This window comes from Maribacter spongiae (assembly GCF_047345125.1).
GTDB lineage: Bacteria > Bacteroidota > Bacteroidia > Flavobacteriales > Flavobacteriaceae > Maribacter.
The window spans coordinates 12,796-35,343 of record NZ_JBLFEQ010000004.1; the positions used below are offsets into that span (position 1 = coordinate 12,796).

The following is a 22,548-nucleotide window of genomic DNA, read 5'->3' on the forward strand; positions in this document are numbered from 1 at the left end:
ACTTATTTAACTCTTACAGTTTCTAAATAGTCCTTATACAAATCCACACTTTCTTTGATCATGGCGGAAACTCCATTTCCAGTAATCGTTGCACCCGCAAGCGCATCTACCTCATTGTCATCTTTAGTGGAATTTAAAGGATCGTTATTCCCCTTCGCTACCTTAACGCCTGCATATTGCCCCCCATTTAAGATGGTCTCCCCATTGAAATCATCCATAAAATAACGTTGCTTAATATTGGCCCCAAGACCGGGCGTCTCCCCTTTATGATCAAAATAAACCCCCTGGATCACCATGTTATCATCTAAGGAAACATAGCCCCAAATAGCGTCCCATAATCCTTTACCGTACAATGGCAATACATAGAACTTTTTACCATCCTTCTCCCCGATAAAAACCGGAAGTTTTGGTGTTTCCCCGTTTTTGAAAGCCTTTTGCTGTTTTTTCAAATCTATCAAATAGGCTTCGTCATCCGGTGTGATCTTATCTCCTTCGATTACAAATTGCTCTTTGATATAGTTGGAGAACTCGCGCTCCACCCTATCCGTGGGAATAAAGTTGACACTGCCCTCCTCATTTTCATTCACGCCCATGGCATAAAGGATATTCTGCTGCTTTTCAAAACGTTCGTTCTCTTTGATCTTAGGTCGTAGACCGGAAGCAAAAAAAGCCAGTAACGACCCTACGATCACTACCATTACACCGGCAAATATCACGGTATAGGAATTTTTATCTGTATTCACTGCCATAATTAAACTGTTTCTGCTTTAAGTTCTGCCGCTTTATTTTCAGAATCCTTGGGAAAGGTAGTGGCATTTTGTAGTCTTTTCATTCTTCTCTTTACATTGCCCCTGATCACATAATGATCAATAGTAGGTGCGAAAACGTTCATCAATAAAATTGCCAAGAACACACCTTCGGGGTACGCCGGATTGAAAACACGGATCATCACGGAAATGAATCCGATAAAGAAGCCGTAAATCCACTTTCCACGATTGGTCTGTGAACCGGTCACGGGATCCGTGGCCATATATACGATTCCAAAGGCCAGACCACCAACAATTAAGTGTTTCCAAAAATCAAAACTCATTAATCCGTAAAATTTGCTGGTTTCCCCGATCCAACCCAATGCGACTATTTGATTGAACATAAGCCCCATGACCAAAGAACCCAACACGGCACTTAACATTATCCTCCAACTGGCAATTTTACTAAAGACCAAAAACAAACCTCCTAGCAATATTAAAAAGGCGGATGTTTCACCAACCGAACCCGGGATAAACCCAAAGAACATATCCGAAACGGAATAGCCCATTTCAGCACCTTTATTCTGTGCCAAATATCCAAGAATAGTCTCTCCGGAAATGGCATCGGGGCCACCGGCCCTTTCAACAGCCCCGTGTACCCATACCTTATCACCGCTCATCCATGTGGGATAGGCGAAAAACAAAAATGCCCTTATGGTCAAGGCAGGGTTTAAAATATTCATTCCCGTTCCCCCGAACACCTCTTTCCCGATCACCACACCAAAAACGACCGCAACGGCCAACATCCATAAAGGGGTATCTACCGGTACGATCAACGGAACCAATATTCCTGTCACCAAGTACCCTTCCTCTACCTCATGTCCTTTGATCACGGCAAAAATAAACTCTACCAAAAGCCCAACGCCATAAGAAACGGCCAACAGTGGAAGCACTTTAACGATTCCTATCCAAAAATTATCCCAGGTAAGGAAATGTTCCATTACCGAAAAACTGGATGGAAAACCATTGATGGCGGCATAATGCTGATATCCCGCATTGAACATGGAGAAAAGTAAAACTGGAACCAAGGCCATGATGACCGTATTCATGGTCCGTTTTAAATCGTCCGCTGCTTTTACATGGGTACCACGACCATGGGTAACCTCATCCGGTGTGAATAAAAAAGTATGGATGGCATTGAAGGCCGGAGCCATTTTTTTGCCTTTATACTTCATTTTCAGCCCATGCATTTTACTTTTTATGCTCATGTCTTATCCTATTTCTTTTTGTAATAAATCCAGTCCTTCACGAATGATTTTCTGGTGCGGTTGTTTAGAAATGCATATAAATTCCGTTAAAGAAAAATCCTCTGGAGCAACTTCGTACAGTCCCAACTGTTCCATTTCATCCAAATCCTTCACCATACAGGCTTTTAACAATTGCATGGGATATATATCCAAAGGAAATACCTCTTCGTACTGTCCTGTAACCACAAATGCCCGATGTTCCCCATTGGTATTGGTATTCAAATCATATTTTTTCTTGGGTTGCAGCCAGGAAAAAGTGAGTGCCCTGGTCGCGGAAACTTTGTTGAAAACAGGTTTGTTCCAACCAAAAAGTTCATAATCGTCCCCTTCTGGAATGGCCGTAACCGTATGGTTATAAAAACCCAAGTATCCATCCGGACTACTTTGGCTTCCTGTAAGTACATCTCCATTGACGACCCTAAATTTATCTTCATTAACACCACTAGCGTATAAAAATGTTGAGATTTCCGCTCCTATCTTGGTGGTAAAATATTTTGGTGCTTTTACGGAAGATCCCGCCAAAGCTATCGTGCGATCGGCATTGAACTTGCCCGTCAAGAGCAGTTCGCCCATTATTATCAAATCCTGTGGGGAAACCGTCCAGACCAACTCCCCTTTGCTAATAGGGTCTATTTTGTTGATCTGCGTACCTACCAGTCCTGCCGGATGTGGCCCGGAAACCTTATGCAATGTTATTCCATCAAGTTGCGACAATGGTGAACTTCCCGTTTTTCCTACCGAAACATGAATCTTGCCCGGAGTCAATTTGGACAGCGCATTTATAGCTGCCTGCAATTCAGCTTCTTTTCCCTGCAATACATAATCCATATCCGCCGCCAAAGGAGCCGTTGCATAACCCGAAATAAAAATTGATTTTGGGGTGGTATCGGGATCCGCTACAACATCATAGGGACGTTGTTTTACAAATGGCCAACACCCTCCTTTTAACAAAAAGGCCTTTATAGTTTCCTTTGAGGCCTTATCCACATCCAATACATTATGGGATATCGTTTCCTGGGTTTTATCCGCCAGTATTTTCAACGTTAAAATACGTCTCCTTGCGCCTCGGACTATTTCAACAAGTTCACCGCTAACTGGTGACACAAACAACATGTCTTCTATACTCTTATTGTAAAACAACGGCTCTCCCGCTTTTACTTCCGCCCCTTGCTTTACTAACATTTTGGGTATTATCCCATGAAAGTCTTCAAGATTTATAGCGTAAACATTACTTAAAACAGCTTTGGAAGTGGTCAGTTCTGCAGCACCTACAAGGTTGATGTTCAGACCTTTTTTAATTCGAATGTCTTTAGACATATTTATGGTAGACCTTAGGTTAACAAAATTTGGGGCAAATTTACTACTAAATGGAAAGTTTTCATAATTATTATCTCATAAATTCGGCATTACATCGATGCGAATTTGTTGGGCATCCTTTTTGCTTACCTTTATCCAAAAATTAATTGAATAATGCGTTTATTCCTTAAGCAAACGATATTCTTATTCTGTATTTGCACAACTTTCGGACAAGTCCAGGAAGAGGTAAATCCACCAGAGCATATAAAATCCATCATTTTTAAGGGCCCTACGGAAGATCAGTTCCCTATTGTACAAATTGGAGAATCCATTCACCTGGAGTTTGATGATTTACTGGCCAACGAACAGGACTATTATTATAAAATCGTGCATTGTGATTATGACTGGACACCTTCCGATCTGTTGAAGTCGCAATATTTAAAAGGTGTGGACAATCAACGCATCATCAATTACGAAAACAGCTATACCACCTTAGAAACCTATTCCAATTACCAATTGACCATTCCAAACCAAAATACAAGCGTAAAGGTTAGCGGAAATTACGTGTTGGAAATTTACAACAATAGCTATGAGCTTCAATTTTCCAGGCGTTTTGTGGTCTATAAAGATATCGTGAAGATAGGGGCAACGATCAAAAGGTCGAGGGATTTTAATTTTCTGAATGAAAAACAAGTTGTTCAATTTACCATCAATTCCGCCAACTTCAGACTGGTAAACCCTAAGAGGGAAGTGAAAGTAGCCATCATCCAAAATTATCATTGGCCCACGGCATTGTTCAATATAGCCCCACAATTTACCTTGGGCAGCCAATTGGTCTACAAATATGATCAGGAAACCGCTTTTTTTGGCGGAAACGAATACCTGTTGTTCGATACGAGCGACCTAAGGGCACCCAGTTCGCAAATTTCCAGAATTGACGTTACGGAACTTTATAACCACTATTTGTTTTCCGACGACCATAGAAAGGACGAGCCCTATACTTTTTTTCCCGATATAAACGGCGACTTTGTCATACGTACCTTACAAGGGGACAACGCTTCCAGGGAAGCGGAATACACCCATGTTCATTTTAGCCTGCCCTACAGGGAAACAATGGCCCTGGATCAGGTCTATATTTTTGGCAAATACAACAACTATGCATTAACGGATGAAAATAGAATGACCTACAACGCCGAAAATGGAATGATGGAAGCGGTATTAAAAATGAAACAGGGATTCTACAATTATAAGTACGTTATACAGGGTGAAGGAGAAAATACCCGGCTCAACGCCGTGGGGGGAAATTTTCACTTTACTGAAAATAATTATTTAATATTGGTCTATTATAGGAATTTTGGAGATATGTACGATAGTATCATCGGCATAGGTTCGGCAAATTCCAGAACTATAAGCAACTAACGGGCCTTAGGGTTTTTATGTATTATGGAAACCAGACCTCGAGTAAATACATCCGGGAGATTTAAGCTAAAATACAGGGGCACAAAATGTCTTAATTGCGGGCATCCCTTGGATATAAGTGACAAATACTGCCCCAATTGCGCCCAAGCCAACAGTGTCAAAAAACTTACGCTCAAAGATTTTTTCAATGAATTTTTCTCCAATGCCATCTCCTATGACTCCAGGCTTTTTAGAACATTGGCGGCATTAGTGCTAAGGCCCGGCAAAATAACCCGGGATTATATAGAGGGCAAACGGATGTCCTACACGAACCCGTTCCGGTTTCTTTTAAGTCTGGCTATTATTTATTTTTTATTGATGGGCTTCTCAGGAGATTTTGATCGATTGAACAAACTTGCGGATACATCCGCAGAGGATATCCTAACGTTCAATACAGAAGCCATTGAGAACCTGGATTTGGGGGAGGAAAACGAAAAACAGCAACTTTTAACTCAACTGGATTCCTTAAAACTGGGAGAGAGAATCAATGAACGAGCAAGAAAAAAGGATTCGTTGATCCTGGCCGATCCAAAGAAACGATTCAAAGAACTGGAAACAAAACCTTTTTGGGACCGGTATTTTTCAAAACAATCATTTTTTAGGGTCTTGATACGAAAGGACACCATTTATTCATTTGATGATGCCATAATGAAATATGGATTTGAAAATAATTTGGAGAACAAAATGGCTTTTGGCTCTTCAAAAAGTATTTTAAAGGTAAAACGGCAACCGGGAGAGTATTTAAATTCCCTTTTTTCTAAATTGCCTTTCACCACATTTTTCTTCCTACCGGTATTCGCCATCTTTATAGGATTGATATATATCAGAAAAAAATACACTTATACCGATCATTTGATCTTCAGCTTTCACAATCAGTCATTGTTATTTATCTTGCTCATTATTAGCTATTTGGTTGATCGTGTTTTTAGCACTGAAAGTGCGGGGGCCTTTCTCTTGGTTTTTGGCATATACCTCTACAAGGCAATGCGGAAATTCTATGGGCAAGGAAGGTTTAAAACTATTGTTAAATACCTTTTCCTTAACACTATTTTCATTATTTTAGCTAGTATAGGAATGATTTTCCTATTGGCCATAAGCATTTTTACGTATTAGCGTTATGATTACACAAGTTACTAAAGGTATTAAAATCTCGGTGAATACAAGTTTTGAAGGTACTTTCTTCAAAAATTACAAAATGCACTATGCTTTTGGCTATACCATTACCATAGAGAACCAAAGTAAGGATTCTGTTCAACTCACTTCGCGCCATTGGAGAATATACGACTCCTTAAATGATATGGATACTATGGACGGTGAAGGTGTAATCGGAAAAAAACCCGTAATCAAGCCGGGAGAATCCCATACCTATAATTCCGGTTGTTTATTGACCTCCCCGATCGGGGCCATGAAAGGGCATTATAATATGGTCAACTTTAGCTCTACCGAAAAATTCAGGGTCTATATTCCTATCTTCAAGTTCAATGCTCCTTTTGCATTGAATTGATCAAACCCAATACATTTTGGACCAAACATACACAGATTGGGTCCTTCAAATATTTAACTTATTTGCATGATTCCGTTATAAAACAATAAACGTTTTACTACCTTTGCCAGACTAATTAAAATACTAAAAATTCTATTATGGGTAAAGGTTTTTTTCAGGTTCCTACGGCATTCAATGAACCTATAAAAAGTTATGCTCCAGGCACTCCGGAGCGCGAAGAAGTTCTCCAGCAATACAAAACATATTATAATGGTCAAGTAGAGGTACCTCTTTATATCGGCTCGGAGGAAATTAAAACAGGCGACACAAAACCTATGTCGCCCCCCCATGATCACCAGCACGTGATCGGCCATTATCATACCGCTGAAAAAAGTCATGTTGAAAAAGCAATAGCCAATTGCTTGGAATCCCGCAATGCCTGGGCGGACCTTACCTGGGAGCAAAGGGCAGCCATATTCCTAAAAGCGGCCGAACTGATCGCCGGACCGTACCGGGCAAAAATAAACGCCGCGACCATGATGGCGCAATCCAAAACAATTCACCAGGCAGAAATAGATGCCGCCTGTGAGTTTATAGATTTTCTTCGTTTTAACGTGGAATACATGAGCGAAATTTATCAGGAACAGCCCGAGTCCGCAGAAGGTATCTGGAACAGGGTGGAATACCGTCCTTTGGAAGGGTTTGTTTACGCCATTACACCTTTCAATTTTACCGCAATTGCAGGAAACCTTCCCGCCAGTGCGGCCATGATGGGAAATACCGTGGTTTGGAAACCGAGTGACAGTCAAGTATATTCCGCAAAGGTTATTATGGATGTATTCAAAGAAGCCGGATTACCGGACGGGGTTATAAACATGGTCATGGGCGACCCCGTAATGATAACCGAGACCGTATTGGCGAGTCCTGACTTTTCGGGCATCCATTTTACAGGTTCAACCTATGTTTTCAAGGAATTATGGAAGCAAATTGGAAACAATATACACAATTACAGGACCTATCCAAGGATTGTTGGGGAAACCGGTGGAAAGGACTTCATCATCGCACATCCGTCCGCTAAGCCACAACAAGTAGCTACGGCCATTGTAAGGGGCGCTTTTGAGTTCCAAGGCCAAAAGTGTAGTGCGGCTTCCCGTGTGTATTTACCAAAATCAATTGCGAACGAAGTTTTAACATCGGTAAAAAAAGATATTGAAAGTTTTAACAAACCTGGTTCGCCGGAGGATATGGGCAATTTTATCACTGCGGTCATTCATGAGGGGTCCTTTGATAAATTGGCCAAATATATAGATCAGGCCAAAGCGGATGTTAATGCCGAAGTATATGCTGGCGGTAGTTATGACAAATCCAAGGGCTATTTTATAGAACCTACGGTAATTCTAACACAAGATCCCAAATATACGACCATGTGCACCGAACTGTTCGGACCTGTAGTAACGGTCTATATCTATGAAGATGCAGCTTGGCGCAAAACACTGGAACTGGTAGACAGTACTTCAGAATACGCATTGACCGGAGCCGTTCTTTCTACCGATCGCTACGCCATAGATGAGGCCACTAAAGCACTTCAAAACTGTGCTGGTAACTTTTACATCAATGATAAACCAACAGGTGCCGTTGTAGGGCAACAGCCTTTTGGAGGGGCCAGAGCCTCGGGAACCAATGACAAGGCAGGTTCCGCCCAAAATTTATTGCGTTGGGTATCCCCCAGGTTGATCAAAGAGACTTTTGTAACACCAGAAGATTACAGGTATCCTTTCTTAGGATGACGAACGGGTGTTAAAGAAAGTACAAAACTGGGGATCCATCGGGGTTTTTGTTTAAATTTAATAGCCTTCTGAGATTATCTCTCTTGGCCCTAAACACAACTATAACTTAAAAAAATGAAAAAATTAACAGTATTATGTATGTTATTGGCGGCAGGTCTAACATACGCACAGGACAATTTAGCGCAAAATACCATTAAAGGCGTATTGGCCGGAAATCAGGCACAGGTCATCCAACTTGCCGAGGCTTTCTCCGAAGAGCAGTATGATTGGAGACCTTCGGAAGGTATAAATTCCGTAGGCGAGGCCTTATTGCACATTGCAGGAGGTAATTATTATATAGCCTCTAAAATGGGGTTTGCCCCTCCCGAAGATGTGGATATGATGTCCTTGGGAAAAATCACCGGAAAAGAAAATATCATTGCTACACTAAAAAAATCCAATGAATTTGTGTTGGAAAAAATTACCATGGTCGAAAATGACCAACTTAATGAAGAAGTGGATTTTGGTTTTACCAAAATGAACAAAATGGGAGGGCTTTTGGTCATTATGGAACACAATGGGGAGCATAAGGGGCAATTGATCGCCTATGCCCGTTCCAATGGCGTTGTTCCACCGTGGAGTAAGTGAACAATTTCCGAAATGTAAAAAACCTCCAGTGTACGTACTGGAGGTTTTTTTATGTCTTAAGAAAAAGTTTACACGGTCAAAACCGTTAAATGATATAATTTATATGTAAATTTAACGTTAATTTATTGTAAATAACACGTAACTTATACTGCGTTTAACTTTTGAGCAATGAAGTTTTTTAATACAAAAATGAAATTTACGGAAATTCCGGTCCATTATTGGAACCTTTTAAAATGCTATGTCCACAAATACAGAAAATGCTACTACAGCATGCTAAGTTTGTAGATCAGCCTTTAAATTTCATAGGCAGATAAACTACTCTTTTGGTTTCAAAAAAAGGGTCATTAAAATAATCCGATAAATCAAAAACCTCCACTGTGGTGTAGTTTTGTAGTTCATCCTTTAAATCACCACCCTTTAAATACAATATTCCGTTTCTTCGTTCATGAAGGGATTCCTTTTTAACTTTTCCCCTGACCCAATGCACAAAAGTAGGCATTACCGCTACGGCCCTGCTTACTATAAAATCGAAATGTCCGGGGATTTCCTCGACCCTGGAATTAATAGTATTAACGTTCTCCAAATGCAATCCTTCCACCACTTCGTCTACCACTTTTATTTTCTTACCAATGGAATCTACCAAGGTAAATCGAACTTCCGGGAAAAGAATGGCCAGGGGAACTCCAGGAAAACCACCTCCGGTACCTACATCCAAAACAGTGGAATTTTTCTTAAAATCCTGAACTTTTGCAATACCCAAAGAATGTAGCACATGCCTAAGGTAAAGCTCATCGATATCCTTTCTGGAAACCACATTTATTTTTTGGTTCCAATCCTTATATAGCAACTCCAACAATTTAAACTGGTTTTGCTGGATTTCGGATAAATTGGGAAAATATTCAAATATGGTTTCAACGGTCATCCTTATCTTTGTAAAACGATAAAATTAGTATATTCACTTTTGCAAAGATTTCTTTTTTAAGAGAACCTATCAAACAAATTTGAAATCATTTGCGTTATGTTTTAAAGAAAGATTGCCAAATATGGAACAAAATACCATTCGATTTTCACGAAAGGACTCTACACAGTTTTTTAAAACCCTTAATGGCAGGGTAAACGATTACTTCAAAAAAAATAAAATTAAAAAGACAGGGAACTGGAGGTTACATCTAAAGACCGTAATTATGTTTACCCTGTTCTTGGCTCCTTATTTCCTAATATTGACCTTGGGGCTCCCCAATTGGGCAAATGCATTGCTTACCATCATTATGGGCATTGGTATGGCCGGAGTAGGGATGAACGTAATGCACGATGGCAACCATGGGTCCTATTCCAACAAAAAATGGGTAAATAAACTTATGGGAAGTAGCATCTACATTTTAGCGGGCAATGTATATAACTGGCAAGTACAACACAATGTCCTCCACCATACATACACCAATATCCATGAACATGACGAAGATATGGAAGCAGGCAGGATTCTGCGTTTCTCAAAACATGCGGAATGGAAAAAGCATCATAAGTTCCAACACTACTACTCCGTTTTCCTTTATGGGCTTTTAACTTTCAATTGGGCCATTACTACGGATTTTCAGCAGATGTACCGGTATATGAAGCGTAAATTATCTTATGGTAAATTGCCCAGTACGACCATGAATTGGAGTACCTTGATTATCACCAAAATACTTTATGCGACCATATGGATCGTACTGCCCATGTTAATCTTGGATATCTCATGGTGGAAAATACTGATCGGTTTCTTTTTGATGCACTACGTGGCCGGGGTTATTTTAAGCGTTGTATTTCAATTGGCCCATATTGTTGACGATGCGGAGACCCCTTTACCGGATGAAAGTGGAACCATGAAAAATACTTGGGCCGTTCACCAATTGTTCACCACGGTGAATTTTGGCACTAAAAACCGAATTGTAAACTGGTTTACCGGTGGGTTGAACCATCAAGTGGAGCATCATATCTTCCCTAACATCAGCCACATTCATTACACAAAAATCTCTAAAATTGTGAAACAGACGGCCAAGGAATTTAATTTGCCCTATAACGAATATAAAACTACTAGAAAAGCCATAATTTCGCACTTTAAACATTTAAGGGAATTGGGCAAACAGCCTTCATTCCAATACTAGTTATATACCGATTATGAGCAACCACCTTTCGGACAGGATCAACAGCCTTACACCGTCCGCCACCTTGGAAATGGCCGCCAAGGCCCGTGAATTAAGAACAGCAGGAAAAGATATTATCGGGCTTAGTTTAGGCGAACCGGATTTTAACACACCGGATTACGTAAAAGATGCCGCCATACAGGCGGTAAAAGATGATTATAATTCCTATACCCCGGTAGATGGTTATGTAGCACTTAAAGATGCGATTATCACCAAATTCAAGCGGGACAACAATATTGCTTATGAACCTTCCCAAATTGTAGTTTCCACCGGTGCAAAACAAGCTTTGTACAATGTGGCCCAAGTAGTACTCAATAAAGGAGATGAAGTTATTCTTCCCTGTCCGTATTGGGTAAGTTATAGCGATATTGTAAAACTGGCGGATGGCGTACCCGTTGAAGTACCGACCGCATTGGAAAATGACTTTAAAATGACAGCCGCCCAATTAGAGGCGGCCATCACGCCCAAAACCAAGATGCTATGGTATAGCTCCCCTTGCAATCCCAGCGGATCCATTTACAGCAAGGAAGAGTTGAGGGCCCTTGCGGATGTGCTCCAAAAACACTCACAGATCGTTGTAGTGAGCGATGAGATTTACGAGCATATTAATTATGGGGTCACCGCCCATGCCTCTATGGCGGAATTTGAGGATATGTATGAGCGTACCGTAACCGTGAACGGGGTGGCAAAGGCATTTGCCATGACCGGATGGCGTATTGGCTATATAGGAGCTCCAACATACATTGCACGGGCATGCAACAAATTACAGGGCCAGGTCACCAGTGGTGCCAACTGTATAGCACAGCGCGCCGTGATTACCGCCTTGACGGAATCTCCAAGCCGTATCCAATATATGGTAGATGAATTTAAAGAGCGAAGAAAACTGATTCTTGGTCTCTTAAATGATATCGAAGGATTCAAATGCAATGAACCCGAAGGTGCTTTTTATGTCTATCCGGATGTAACGGCATTTTTCGGGAAGACCTTGAACGGCACCAAAATAAATAACGCTTCGGACTTTGCCATGTATCTGTTGGAAAATGCCAATGTGGCGACCGTAACCGGTGATGCCTTTGGTAATGGAAACTGTATCCGGATTTCCTACGCAGCTTCGGAAAAGGAGATTATTGAAGCGATAGGGCGAATTAAAAAGGTAGTATCTTGATATTCAAAAAATAAATTGGAAAAACATAGGCCCCGGAGGATATCTTCGGGGTTTTTTATACCACGAATACAGGTTTCCAACGAGATAAAATTACGTCCTTTTCCAAAAATAGGGCGTCAATAAAATTAATACGGTAAAGAGTTCCAACCTACCCGCCAACATTAAAAATCCGCACCACCATTTGGCCAAATCGGGAAGGCCGTTAAAATTACTTACGGGATTTAGGCTACCCAAAGCGGGGCCCACATTCCCCAAAGAGGAGGCCGCTCCGCCAATGGCGGACTCAAAATCCAATCCCAATAAACCCAACACCAATGCACCAATAATAAACAATAGCATATAAAGTACAAAAAAGGCAATGATATTGTAGACAATATGCTCGGTTACGGTCTTCTTATTGTAGCGCACCGGAATTATGGCATTGGTATGCAGCGTTCGCTTAAATTCCAAAAGTCCGTTCTTGATAATGAGCAAGTGGCGCATCACCTTAATACCCCCGGCAGTAGAACCGGCAGAACCTCCCAAAAAGAAAAGCCCAAAAAAGAAGATGGTCAAAAAGGGCGTCCATGCCGTGAAATCCGCACTCACGAAACCAGTGGTCGTAACAACCGCTATCACCTGGAACATGGCATGCCTGAAAGAACTTTCAATTTTACCCAAAACCATGGGATAACCCGGGGTCATATCCGTGATATTCGCTCTAAAGTAAATAACCAAGGCCGCTAAAATGGTAGCTGAAATAATGAAAATAGCATAAAACTTAAACTCTTCATCCTTAAGAACACGCTGCACCTTTCCCTTAAAGGCAAAATAGCTCATCACAAAATTGGTTCCGGCCAAAAACATAAAGAGCATTACAATGTACTGTATCAAAGGCTGATCGTTCCAATGGGCCAAACTAGCATTTTTTGTAGAGAAACCGCCTGTGGACAAAGTGGCCAAGGCATGATTCGCAGCATCAAAAAAGGACATCCCGGCCAACTTTAGAAGCAAAGTTTCCGCCAAGGTATAGCCTACATAAATAAACCATAAGCGCTTTGCCGTATCCGTAATCCTGGGATGCAATTTATCGGCACTGGGACCCGGCGCTTCCGCGGCAAAAAGCTGCATGCCCCCAATACCTAATAAGGGCAAAATGGCAATGGCCAGAACAATAATTCCCATTCCCCCGATCCAGTGGGTCAAACTGCGCCAAAACAAAATACCTTCCGGCATGGACTCAATATCATCCAAAATAGAGGCTCCAGTGGTGGTATATCCCGATATGGTCTCAAAAAAGGCATTGGTAATATCCGGTATCGCGCCTGAAAAAACATAGGGCAACATTCCGGAAATGGACATGACGATCCATCCGAACGTAACTATAAGATAACCTTCTTTTGGTTTTACCTCCTTTCTGTGTCCCCGTGTATAATACATGGCTATTACACCGGCAAACATAGTGGTTATGGCGGCCATGGTAATACTCAAGGTAGCCCCGTCCCGGTAAATACCACTTATTACGGCGGCCAAAATCATAAACCCCCCGTTACAAAGTATCAGGAGTCCCATTAAATGGAATATAATTCTTGAATTTAGTTGCATGCTATAAGAACATTCGTTCTATTTTTGGAATTTCGGTGGGCAAACAGCACACTACTACCCGATCGCCCTCCCGTATTTTAAATCCACCCAGTGCAATTATACCTTCCCCATCCCGCACCACACCGCCTATGGTCGCGGATTTAGGAAAGTTAAGTTCCCGGATCGTAGCACCCGTTACTTTAGAATCGCGCTTTACAATAAATTCTAAAATCTCTGCATTCAAATTGTTCAAACGCATCAACGCCACCACTTCTCCCCTACGGATATGCCTGAATATATTATTGGCGGCCAAAAGTTTTTTATTGATAAGCGTATCTATGCCTATGGAATGGGAGAGTTGAAAATAATCCATGTTCTCTACCAAGGCGATCGTTTTCTTTATGTACTTGGACTTGGCCACCAAACAGGACATTATATTTGTTTCAGAATTTCCTGTCACCGCAATAAAGGCATCCATAGATTCCAGACTTTCTTCGTTCAACAGCTCAACGTTACGTCCATCTCCATTTATAACGAGTGCATTGGGCAAATCGTCCGCCAGATCAAAGGCCTTCTCCTTGTTCTTTTCGATCAGCTTTACATTGAATTTATTCGCACACAGGTCACGTGCGGTCTTAAATCCTACTTTACTTCCACCAAGGATCATTACGTTCTTAATATCCTCTTTTTTCTTTCCGGTAAGCTTGTACAATTCGTCCACTCCTTCTTTTACCGTAATGAAATAGACCTGATCTCCCTCCTTAAAGACAGTATCACCTCTGGGAATGACCGTAAACTGGGTACCCATACGCTGCAAGGCAATGGGCATAAAATGGAGTTCGGGAAATATGTTGGCCGCCTCTTTCACCATCTTGCCTACAAAAGGCGCAGTTTTAGGCAAAGAAACACCGACCATGATCAGTTTACCTTCCTCGAATTCATAGGTATCATTAAAAGCGGACTTGTTCAACAACAACTGAATTTCCGTGGCCGCCAATTCCTCGGGAGAGATCAACTCGTCTATCCCCAAGTTCGAAAAGTGCAAAACTTCCTTATTATCTATAAACTCGGTATTGGAAATTCGGGCAATGGTACGTTCACAACCTAACTGCTTGGCCAACATACAGAGTGTAATGTTCGTGGTTTCCGAAGAAGTGACCCCAATGACCAAATCGGAATTCTGGACCTGCGCATCTTGAAGAACGGATACAGAAGTAGCATCTCCTTTTAACACACGGATATCAAGATGGTTATCCGCATAGGCAAGACTCTCTTTATGACTGTCTATTAAAGTTATATCCTGAGACTCATAGGAAAGTAGTTTGGCCAAATGAAACCCTACTTCACCGGCACCTGCAATTATGATCTTCATTTAATTTATTAGATTGCCCATTTTTGGTTTTCGGGAAGAGGTCCTGTCACACATGGCCACATCATCCATCATATAAGGTCGCCCAAAAAATTCGGCAAATATTACCGCACAAAATTACATAATTTTCTTAGGTTATCATTTATTTTCAACCTTTTAACCAGAACCCGCGAATTCAAAACAAAACTATTTGGAAGGATATACTAAATTGTATCTTTGCCCAAAATTGCTCTTATGGCCGAAAAAGTCACCCCTTACAAAGACTCCCGATTGGGTAAGAAAGAACAGGTCACCCAAATGTTCGATACCATTTCCAAAGATTATGACGGACTAAACCGGGTTATTTCTTTTGGTATTGATATTAAATGGCGGAAAAGGGTAGTCGCCATACTACAAAAAGAGAACCCTGAATCTATTTTGGACATTGCCACAGGTACCGGGGACTTGGCCATAGCATTGGTAAAAACGGGAGCTAAAAAAATTATAGGATTGGATATTTCCCCGGGAATGCTGGCCGTTGGAAAAGAAAAGATACAACAAAAGAAACTTGACGATACCATTGAAATGGTAGTTGGGGATAGTGAAAACCTTTCTTTTAAGGACAACTCTTTTGATGCGGTCACGGTTTCCTTTGGTGTTCGGAATTTTGAAACCCTTGAAACGGGACTCGCCGAAATCTTGCGGGTCTTAAGACCAAATGGAACCTTAGTAGTTTTGGAGACCTCCATTCCCATAAAAACACCATTTAAGCAAGGGTATCGGTTCTATACAAAATATGTATTGCCGTTAATAGGCAAAATATTCTCCAAGGACAATTCTGCATACGGCTATCTGAGTGAATCCGCGGCCGTTTTTCCCTATGGTGAAAATTTCAACAATATTTTACGCAAAATCGGGTTTATAGCTATAGTTAACAAACCCCAAACATTTGGGGTAGCTTCCATTTATATAGCCAAAAAGGGGATTTGAAAATTTAGTCCTGCGGTTGTTAATTTAGGATGCATATACTTGTAATATTAGTTACATGAAGAAATGGTTTTTATGCGGTCTGGGCTTTTTGTCCATTGCCGTTTCCCTTAATGCGCAGTTTAACGAGAACCCTATTCTCAATAAGGAAAACGAGGACAAGAAATTGTTGAACTGGGGTTATTTTCTAGGTTTTAATCAATATGATTTCAAATTTGATTACAAAGAGGATCTAGGGCCCCGGGGAACGGATGTTCTGGTAAGCAAAAGTTTGGGTTTTAATGTAGGCCTTATCGGCGAAATGCGCCTGAACGAGTTCTTAGACCTTCGCTTGGAACCGGGACTTCATCATACCCAAAGAATTTTAGGATTTCCCGGTTTTGATGACGGAAATGACCCCATCCGTGAAGTAAAATCAACATATATCAATTTTCCCTTATTACTCAAGGCAAGTGCCAAAAGATTCGGCAATTGGAAACCTTTTTTGATCGGGGGCGGATCCATGACCCTGAATTTAGGAAGCAACGAAGATAGTCTTGACGATAACAGTGCGGGAACTTTTAGAATGAAAAAATGGGTCTATAATTATGAACTGGGCTTTGGAATCGATTTTTACTTGGAGTATTTCAAGTTTTCACCATCCATCCGGGGGGTATTTGCCATAACCGATGAATTGGTAAGGGACAATGACCCTAATAGCCCATGGACCGGAAACATTGATGCTATGCGTACAAGGGGTATTTTCGTAAACTTCACTTTTGAGTGACAGTCGATGTTCGATGCTTAAAATATTTATCACTCCATAAACCTCAGGATTCCTAAACTACTTTCACCTTCGTATTTCGTTCAACAAAATAGCCGTTGCCGTAGCTACGTTCAGGCTTTCCCCTGTGGTTTTTCCATATTGGGGAATTCCCAAAGTATCTTTACAAAGACCGCTTACTTCTTTTGATATCCCATTACCCTCGTTCCCCATGACCAGAATCCCTTTTTGGGGCAACACTTTATCGTAAACGGCATCGCCTTCCATAAAAGAACCGTAAACAGGTAATGAAGTCGATTTTAAAAAATCGACCAGATCCGTATACAAAATATCAACCCTTGTAATAGCGCCCATAGTTGCCTGCAGCACTTTGGGATTATAACGATCCACTGTATTGGTGGAACAGACCATATTTGTAATCCCGAACCAATCACATAACCGGATCATGGTACCCAAATTCCCCGGGTCTTGGATACCATCCAAAACCAGGATCCAATTGTCCGTGCGCATCGGTAACGGTTTAGGTATATGAAAGACCCCCAACACCCCGTTGGGATTTTTTAACCCGCTCATTTGTTGGAGTTCTTTTTGGGTTACCAAAACCGATTTTTCCGCTCCATCTAACAATTCGTTCCCTTTTGCGGTATAAATCCGAAAGGCTTTAAAATGAGAGGAGAGCACCTCTTCAACTGCCTTTTTACCTTCCATTACAAAAAGGCCGTGTACATTTCGGTACTTTTTTTGCTGTAGGCTTTTGATAAGTTTCAATTCACTTTTAACAACCATTCAAATAATGTATTTTTGATTCCTATGAGGACGGCACTATGCTCTAAGAACAACATCGCTAAAATAAGCTTATTATCGCTTCTTACAACAGTCGTCCTGTCCTGTAATTCCCTCAAAAAAGTTGATGACAATGCCTATTTGGTCGTTAAGAATACCATTTACGTAGATTCCCTGAAAGTAAATGACGAGGATGTGGAAAGTCTCATCCATCAAAAACCAAATACCGTCATTTTGGGTTATCCTTTGCGGTTGAACCTTTATAATCTGGCCAAAGAAGACCCAGATTCCCTATATCAAGTTTGGTTGACAAAAAAAGAAAATAGAAAAAAAAGATTGAACAAATTACTTTCCGCCAAGCAGGTAAACCGGTTAGGTGAGTCTTTTTTGGTCAAAGGACTGAGCAATTGGTTAAAGGATATCGGCGAGACGCCCGTAATCCTGGATACCGCCAGAACCAGAAGGAGCCTGGAAAGAATAAGTACCTATTACGATAGTAAAGGATATTTTAATAATACCACCACCTATACGATAGACTCTACGGGAAGAAAACAAAGGGCCAAAATAGATTATAAGATCAGCCTTGGCAAACCTTTCATCATAGGCTCCATATCCAATGATATTTCTTCCAAGGCCATTGATTCCCTTTATTTTCTCAATTCCGCCGCTTCATTGGTAAAGGAAGGGGACAAATTTGATTTGGACAATTTTAACGGTGAGCGGGAAAGGCTCACTACCACTTTCAGGAACAATGGCATTCGCAATTTTCAGGAAAGTTCCATCGCTTTTGATATTGCACGGGATACCACAAGAGCGGCCGATGACCAGAAAATGGGCATTACCTTGAACATTGGCGATTTAAAAAAACGGGGCGAAAACCAAGTGACCACTTCGGCCTATAAAATCGAAAAAATCAATTCCGTTAACGTCTACACAGATTATCTGGCCTCTGGTCCCGGTGATTCCTTAAGAACTGTAGAATATGGAGATTACACCTTTTACTACTCGGATAAATTTAAAATAAAGCCCAAAACATTGGCCAATGCCATTTTTTTTAAAAAGGACAGTATTTATCGGGATCTGGACAAAATAAGAACGGCAAGGCAATTGAACAGTTTAAACGTTTTTAAATACCCCAACGTTATTTTTGAGGAGGACAGTACCGGCAATAAAGTAAACACGAGTATTTATTTGGCCCCAAAGCCCAAGTATTCTTTAGGGGCAAATTTTGAGGTCAGCAGATCAAACATAAGACGTTTAGGAATAGGGGTCGGTGCATCTTTACTTATCAGGAACATTTTCAAGGGAGCGGAAAATCTAAGCCTTTCCGTAGATGGCGCCTTTGGCCTCTTGAGCAGTTCATCGTTCCAAGAAGATTTCTTCTCCGAAATCGGCGGTGAAATAACATTGGACTTTCCGCGTATTTGGTTTCCATTAAATACGACTAAGATCATTCCCAATTATATGCTTCCCAAAACCCGGATAGCCATAGGAACCAGTTTTCAAAAGAATATTGGTTTGGATAAACAAACCTTCAATACCATATTCGGTTACAATTGGACGCCCAATGATTTTAAGAAAAATGCCATTGAACTGCTGAACATCCAATTTGTTAGAAACGTTAACCGAGAGCGCTTTTTTAATGTGTACCGAACTACTTATGACCGATTGGATGAAATTGCCGACACCTATCAAGATAATCCACTGGTCGCGGATTTTTTTGAAACACCCGAAGGTTCCAACGAGCCAAGGCTTATCATCCCCGTAGGTGCCCAAAATTTCATCAATACCGTTGAGAACGGGACCTTACCAACATCCGTGCAAGATTTTAACGATGTAGTGCGCATTGAGGAACGAAGGGAACGGCTTACGGAGAACAACCTTATTTTTGCCACCAACTACACCTTTAATAAAAATACGAGAAACGGAATTACGGACAACAGTTTTTATCAGTTTCGGTTTAAACTGGAAAGTGCGGGGAATTTACTTTCGGGTATTTCCAGTATTATTCCCTTCAACAAAAATCAACAAAACGAACTTTTGGTTTTTGGGGTGCCTTTCTCACAATATATAAAGACGGAGTTCGACTATGTGAAATATTGGGACCTGTCCCGTTCCAATGTTTTGGCGGCACGGACATTTTTTGGCATTGCCATACCTTACGGAAATTCGGATAACATTCCGTTCGTACGCAGTTATTTTGGAGGCGGGTCAAATGACAATCGTGCCTGGTTCCCATATTCGCTGGGTCCCGGAAGTACTTCTGCGGTGAACGATTTTAACGAGGCAAACCTGAAAATTGCCCTTAATCTGGAGTACCGGTTCCCGGTGGCCGGAAATATCAATGGGGCCATTTTTGCCGATGCCGGAAATATATGGAACGTTTTTGACAATGTAGAGGATCCGGCCGCTACGTTTAACGGTTTTTCATCTTTAAAGGATATCGCTTTAGGGTCGGGATTTGGCCTGCGTTATGATTTTACCTATTTTCTATTTCGATTGGATTTGGGCTTTAAGACCTATAATCCCGCGGAAATACCTTCCAAAAGATGGTTTAGGGATTATAATTTTGCCAATTCGGTACTTCAAATAGGTATAAACTATCCGTTTTAGGGTTTTGTTTCATATGAGCTTTTGCTTATCAATTCAACAATCTATGAACATCCGTAGCTTTTTAACATTTTTGTTACTTTGTTTTCAAGGCACTGCTCAAGACAACCTAATTGAAAAATTGCACCTGCTACAGCAAAATCCGGCACTAAAAGAAAAAGTATTTATTCATACCAATAAAACGGCATATTTCCCCGATGATACCATTTGGTTTAAGGCGTACATAGGAGATATGATCAATCACCCTTCTATTCGCACAACAAAACTCTATGCAAACCTAATAGACGACCGAGGTGTAATTATTCATAAAAAGATGATTCTCATAGAGGAGGGAGTAGGTTTCGGTCAATTTGAATTAAAGGCAGGTATAGCTCCTGGCACATACTACATTCAAGCATATACGAATTACATGAGAAATTTTGGTGATGACTATCATTACCTACTCGAAATAGAGGTGTTGGGCAAAACTTTAAAACAACAGGATAGCATTATCAAAAACATATATGACGTACAACTGCTACCGGAAGGCGGATATCTTTTGGAAGGTGTAAAAAACACTCTTGGAATAAAGGCTTTGGTAAACGGCAAGGGAATAGATTTTTCGGGAGATATCCTAAACAATAAAGGTGAATCTATCTCCTCCTTTGATAGTGAACACATAGGAATGGCCAAATGTGAACTGTTATACAAAACCGGAGAAATCTATACCGCTAACATTGCCATTCATGATACAATCCTAAAAATTAATGTCCCTATTGCTCAAAAAAAGGGAATTGTGCTTCACGTTGATACAAACACTGATAAAGACTTTGTAAACATTACCCTAAAAACCAATGAAGTTACGTTTTACGAGGAAGATTATTCAAATTATAGTATCTTATGTCACCAAGATCATCAAATTTTAGATTTGTTTTCATTGACCAGGTTTAATTCCTTGACAGGAACTATCCGCATGAAAAAAAACAGCTTTTTTAATGGTGTAAACTCAGTAACACTTTTCAAAAAACAAAATCCCATTGCAGAACGAAAGTTTTTTATAGAAAAGAGCAAAAAACAAACCGTTGTGGAAATAGAGAAAATAGGTTGGGAAAATGATTCCATTAACTACAAGTTAAAGACTCGGAACCAAAAAAACCATATAGGCGCATACCTGAGTGTTTCTGTACTCCCAGCTTATTCAAATACTTTAAATGAAAAACAAAATATTCTAAGTGCTTTTTTATTAACCCCTTTTCTAACAGGGCATATTGAGAATCCGGCATATTACTTTAATTCCAAGAACAAAAAAAGAAAAGGACATTTAGACCTTTTATTACTTACGCAAGGGTGGACCCAATATAGCTTCCAGAAAATGATAAAGTCCTTGGACCCATCTCCAGAATTCGAGTTCGAATACGGTTTTGAACTTAAAGGAAACGTCACATCATCGCTGGAATATGATACTATTGCATTACTGCGCAACGACTATCAGATTATTCGCAAAGAAAGCCTAAATCATGATTCCAATTTTAGGTTTCGCAATCTAATACTCTATACGGGAGATACTACAAAAGTATCTTTTATTGATGAGCAAGGAAAAATAATCAAACCTCAAAAAATAAATTATTTTAATTCGGACGGGCAAAAAAACCCCGTTGCCAAAATTCCATTTAAAAACAAACACTTTATATTAAATAGCGGTTCTCAACAAATAGTGAATGCACAAAAAAAATATGCATTTGATATGAAAAGTGATACGATAACCACTAATAGCACAATAGTACTTGATGAGGCGATCGTTATTAAAAAAAAACGCAGTCAAAGATATTTGGACAGAAGAAGAATCATTGAAAAATACAAACCCATTGTTTCTGATATTGGTAGGTATTATAATATCCCCATTCCGGAAATATTTCTAAAATACGATTATGGAATACTCCCCTATTTAAATGCCCAGGGTATCAGGTTGATAAATGACAACCCATCGGACATCCATTTATTAGATCCTGCCTCACGTGAGGTATTCGTACAAATTGATGGAAGACTAATTTTAGCGGAAGCACTCCCGGGAATACCCCTATCAATGCAAGAGATAGAAAATATAATGGTATCTAATGAAGGAGTAATAAATGGTAAGTTAGTCCGCGGACAAATCTATCAGGTATTCACTAAAAAAAAATATGGGAACAAGGCCATTGAGCTATTCAGCGAACATATTGTCAAAAATGGCTATGATCACAGCAAAAAATATTATGCTCCCTTATATAATCCAAATCCCGAACGGCCAACACAATTTATCGATATCGATTGGAAACCGCACTTAAGGACAAACAGTAAGGGAGAAACATTTTTTAAGATCACAAAAAATCATAGGGTCAAAGAATTATTGTTTTCAGTACAAGGTTTTTCCAGTGAAGGTCACTTAATATCCAATACGATAATCAAAGATTAAATTGTTTTTAT

Annotated in this window: 18 protein-coding genes; 11 read left to right on the plus strand and 7 right to left on the minus strand. The window is 40.4% G+C overall.

Going from position 1 to position 22,548, the window contains the following annotated elements; all coding sequences use genetic code 11:
- Positions 1-2: 2 nt before the first annotated feature.
- Genes ACKWB9_RS06670 through ACKWB9_RS06680 form a run of 3 tightly spaced genes read right to left on the minus strand, consistent with a single transcriptional unit; the run spans position 3 to position 3,370 of the window.
- Positions 3-749, minus strand: coding sequence for a Na(+)-translocating NADH-quinone reductase subunit C (locus ACKWB9_RS06670; protein ID WP_414002231.1), 747 nt, complete (start codon positions 747-749; stop codon positions 3-5).
- Between the two features lie 2 nt (positions 750-751).
- Entirely contained in the window at positions 752-2,014 is a 1,263-nt protein-coding gene (locus ACKWB9_RS06675; RefSeq protein ID WP_414002232.1) for an NADH:ubiquinone reductase (Na(+)-transporting) subunit B, read from the minus strand.
- A 3-nt stretch (positions 2,015-2,017) separates the two neighbouring features.
- Positions 2,018-3,370: a Na(+)-translocating NADH-quinone reductase subunit A gene (locus ACKWB9_RS06680; RefSeq protein ID WP_414002233.1), complete on the minus strand. Its 1,353-nt coding sequence runs from the start codon at positions 3,368-3,370 to the stop codon at positions 2,018-2,020.
- Positions 3,371-3,523: 153 nt separating this feature from the next.
- Between ACKWB9_RS06680 and ACKWB9_RS06685 the strand changes: the two genes are divergently transcribed.
- From ACKWB9_RS06685 to ACKWB9_RS06705, 5 genes are all read left to right on the plus strand, one after another.
- Positions 3,524-4,768: a type IX secretion system plug protein gene (locus ACKWB9_RS06685; protein WP_414002234.1), complete on the plus strand. Its 1,245-nt coding sequence runs from the start codon at positions 3,524-3,526 to the stop codon at positions 4,766-4,768.
- Between the two features lie 108 nt (positions 4,769-4,876).
- Positions 4,877-5,920, plus strand: a complete 1,044-nt coding sequence (locus tag ACKWB9_RS06690) for a DUF3667 domain-containing protein (RefSeq protein WP_414002235.1) — start codon at positions 4,877-4,879, stop codon at positions 5,918-5,920.
- Positions 5,921-5,924: 4 nt separating this feature from the next.
- A complete protein-coding gene (apaG, locus tag ACKWB9_RS06695) occupies positions 5,925-6,311 on the plus strand; it encodes a Co2+/Mg2+ efflux protein ApaG (protein ID WP_414002236.1) in 387 nt (128 codons plus the stop codon).
- Positions 6,312-6,448: 137 nt separating this feature from the next.
- Positions 6,449-8,077, plus strand: a complete 1,629-nt coding sequence (gene pruA, locus ACKWB9_RS06700; protein WP_414002237.1) for an L-glutamate gamma-semialdehyde dehydrogenase — start codon at positions 6,449-6,451, stop codon at positions 8,075-8,077.
- Between the two features lie 114 nt (positions 8,078-8,191).
- Positions 8,192-8,704, plus strand: a complete 513-nt coding sequence (locus tag ACKWB9_RS06705) for a DinB family protein (RefSeq protein WP_414002238.1) — start codon at positions 8,192-8,194, stop codon at positions 8,702-8,704.
- A 286-nt stretch (positions 8,705-8,990) separates the two neighbouring features.
- On the opposite strand, the gene rsmG is transcribed toward ACKWB9_RS06705, so the two are convergent.
- Entirely contained in the window at positions 8,991-9,626 is a 636-nt protein-coding gene (gene rsmG, locus ACKWB9_RS06710; RefSeq protein ID WP_414002239.1) for a 16S rRNA (guanine(527)-N(7))-methyltransferase RsmG, read from the minus strand.
- A 121-nt stretch (positions 9,627-9,747) separates the two neighbouring features.
- Between rsmG and ACKWB9_RS06715 the strand changes: the two genes are divergently transcribed.
- Both ACKWB9_RS06715 and ACKWB9_RS06720 read left to right on the plus strand, forming a co-directional pair.
- Positions 9,748-10,848 carry a fatty acid desaturase family protein gene (locus tag ACKWB9_RS06715; RefSeq protein ID WP_414002240.1) on the plus strand — a complete coding sequence of 367 codons (1,101 nt, stop codon included), beginning with the start codon at positions 9,748-9,750 and terminating at the stop codon, positions 10,846-10,848.
- A 13-nt stretch (positions 10,849-10,861) separates the two neighbouring features.
- Positions 10,862-12,052 carry a pyridoxal phosphate-dependent aminotransferase gene (locus tag ACKWB9_RS06720; protein ID WP_414002241.1) on the plus strand — a complete coding sequence of 397 codons (1,191 nt, stop codon included), beginning with the start codon at positions 10,862-10,864 and terminating at the stop codon, positions 12,050-12,052.
- Positions 12,053-12,142: 90 nt separating this feature from the next.
- Here ACKWB9_RS06720 and ACKWB9_RS06725 read toward each other — a convergent pair whose 3' ends face one another.
- Together ACKWB9_RS06725 and trkA are read right to left on the minus strand one after the other, a co-directional pair.
- Complete coding sequence (locus ACKWB9_RS06725) at positions 12,143-13,636, minus strand: TrkH family potassium uptake protein (protein WP_414002242.1); 1,494 nt, start codon at positions 13,634-13,636, stop codon at positions 12,143-12,145.
- Position 13,637: 1 nt separating this feature from the next.
- Positions 13,638-14,987 carry a Trk system potassium transporter TrkA gene (trkA, locus tag ACKWB9_RS06730; RefSeq protein ID WP_414002243.1) on the minus strand — a complete coding sequence of 450 codons (1,350 nt, stop codon included), beginning with the start codon at positions 14,985-14,987 and terminating at the stop codon, positions 13,638-13,640.
- A 231-nt stretch (positions 14,988-15,218) separates the two neighbouring features.
- Here trkA and ubiE point away from each other — a divergent pair, with 231 nt between their 5' ends.
- Positions 15,219-15,953, plus strand: coding sequence for a bifunctional demethylmenaquinone methyltransferase/2-methoxy-6-polyprenyl-1,4-benzoquinol methylase UbiE (gene ubiE, locus ACKWB9_RS06735; RefSeq protein ID WP_414002244.1), 735 nt, complete (start codon positions 15,219-15,221; stop codon positions 15,951-15,953).
- A gap of 55 nt (positions 15,954-16,008) precedes the next feature.
- On the plus strand, positions 16,009-16,716 hold the full coding sequence (porT, locus tag ACKWB9_RS06740; RefSeq protein ID WP_414002245.1) for a type IX secretion/gliding motility protein PorT/SprT: 708 nt from the start codon (positions 16,009-16,011) through the stop codon (positions 16,714-16,716).
- 63 nt (positions 16,717-16,779) lie between these two features.
- Here the strand turns inward: porT and ACKWB9_RS06745 are convergent, their stop codons facing one another.
- Positions 16,780-17,499 carry a TrmH family RNA methyltransferase gene (locus ACKWB9_RS06745; RefSeq protein ID WP_414002246.1) on the minus strand — a complete coding sequence of 240 codons (720 nt, stop codon included), beginning with the start codon at positions 17,497-17,499 and terminating at the stop codon, positions 16,780-16,782.
- A gap of 24 nt (positions 17,500-17,523) precedes the next feature.
- Here ACKWB9_RS06745 and tamL point away from each other — a divergent pair, with 24 nt between their 5' ends.
- A complete protein-coding gene (gene tamL, locus ACKWB9_RS06750) occupies positions 17,524-20,109 on the plus strand; it encodes a translocation and assembly module lipoprotein TamL (protein ID WP_414002247.1) in 2,586 nt (861 codons plus the stop codon).
- A gap of 43 nt (positions 20,110-20,152) precedes the next feature.
- Positions 20,153-22,537 carry a hypothetical protein gene (locus ACKWB9_RS06755; RefSeq protein ID WP_414002248.1) on the plus strand — a complete coding sequence of 795 codons (2,385 nt, stop codon included), beginning with the start codon at positions 20,153-20,155 and terminating at the stop codon, positions 22,535-22,537.
- Positions 22,538-22,548 lie beyond the last annotated feature (11 nt).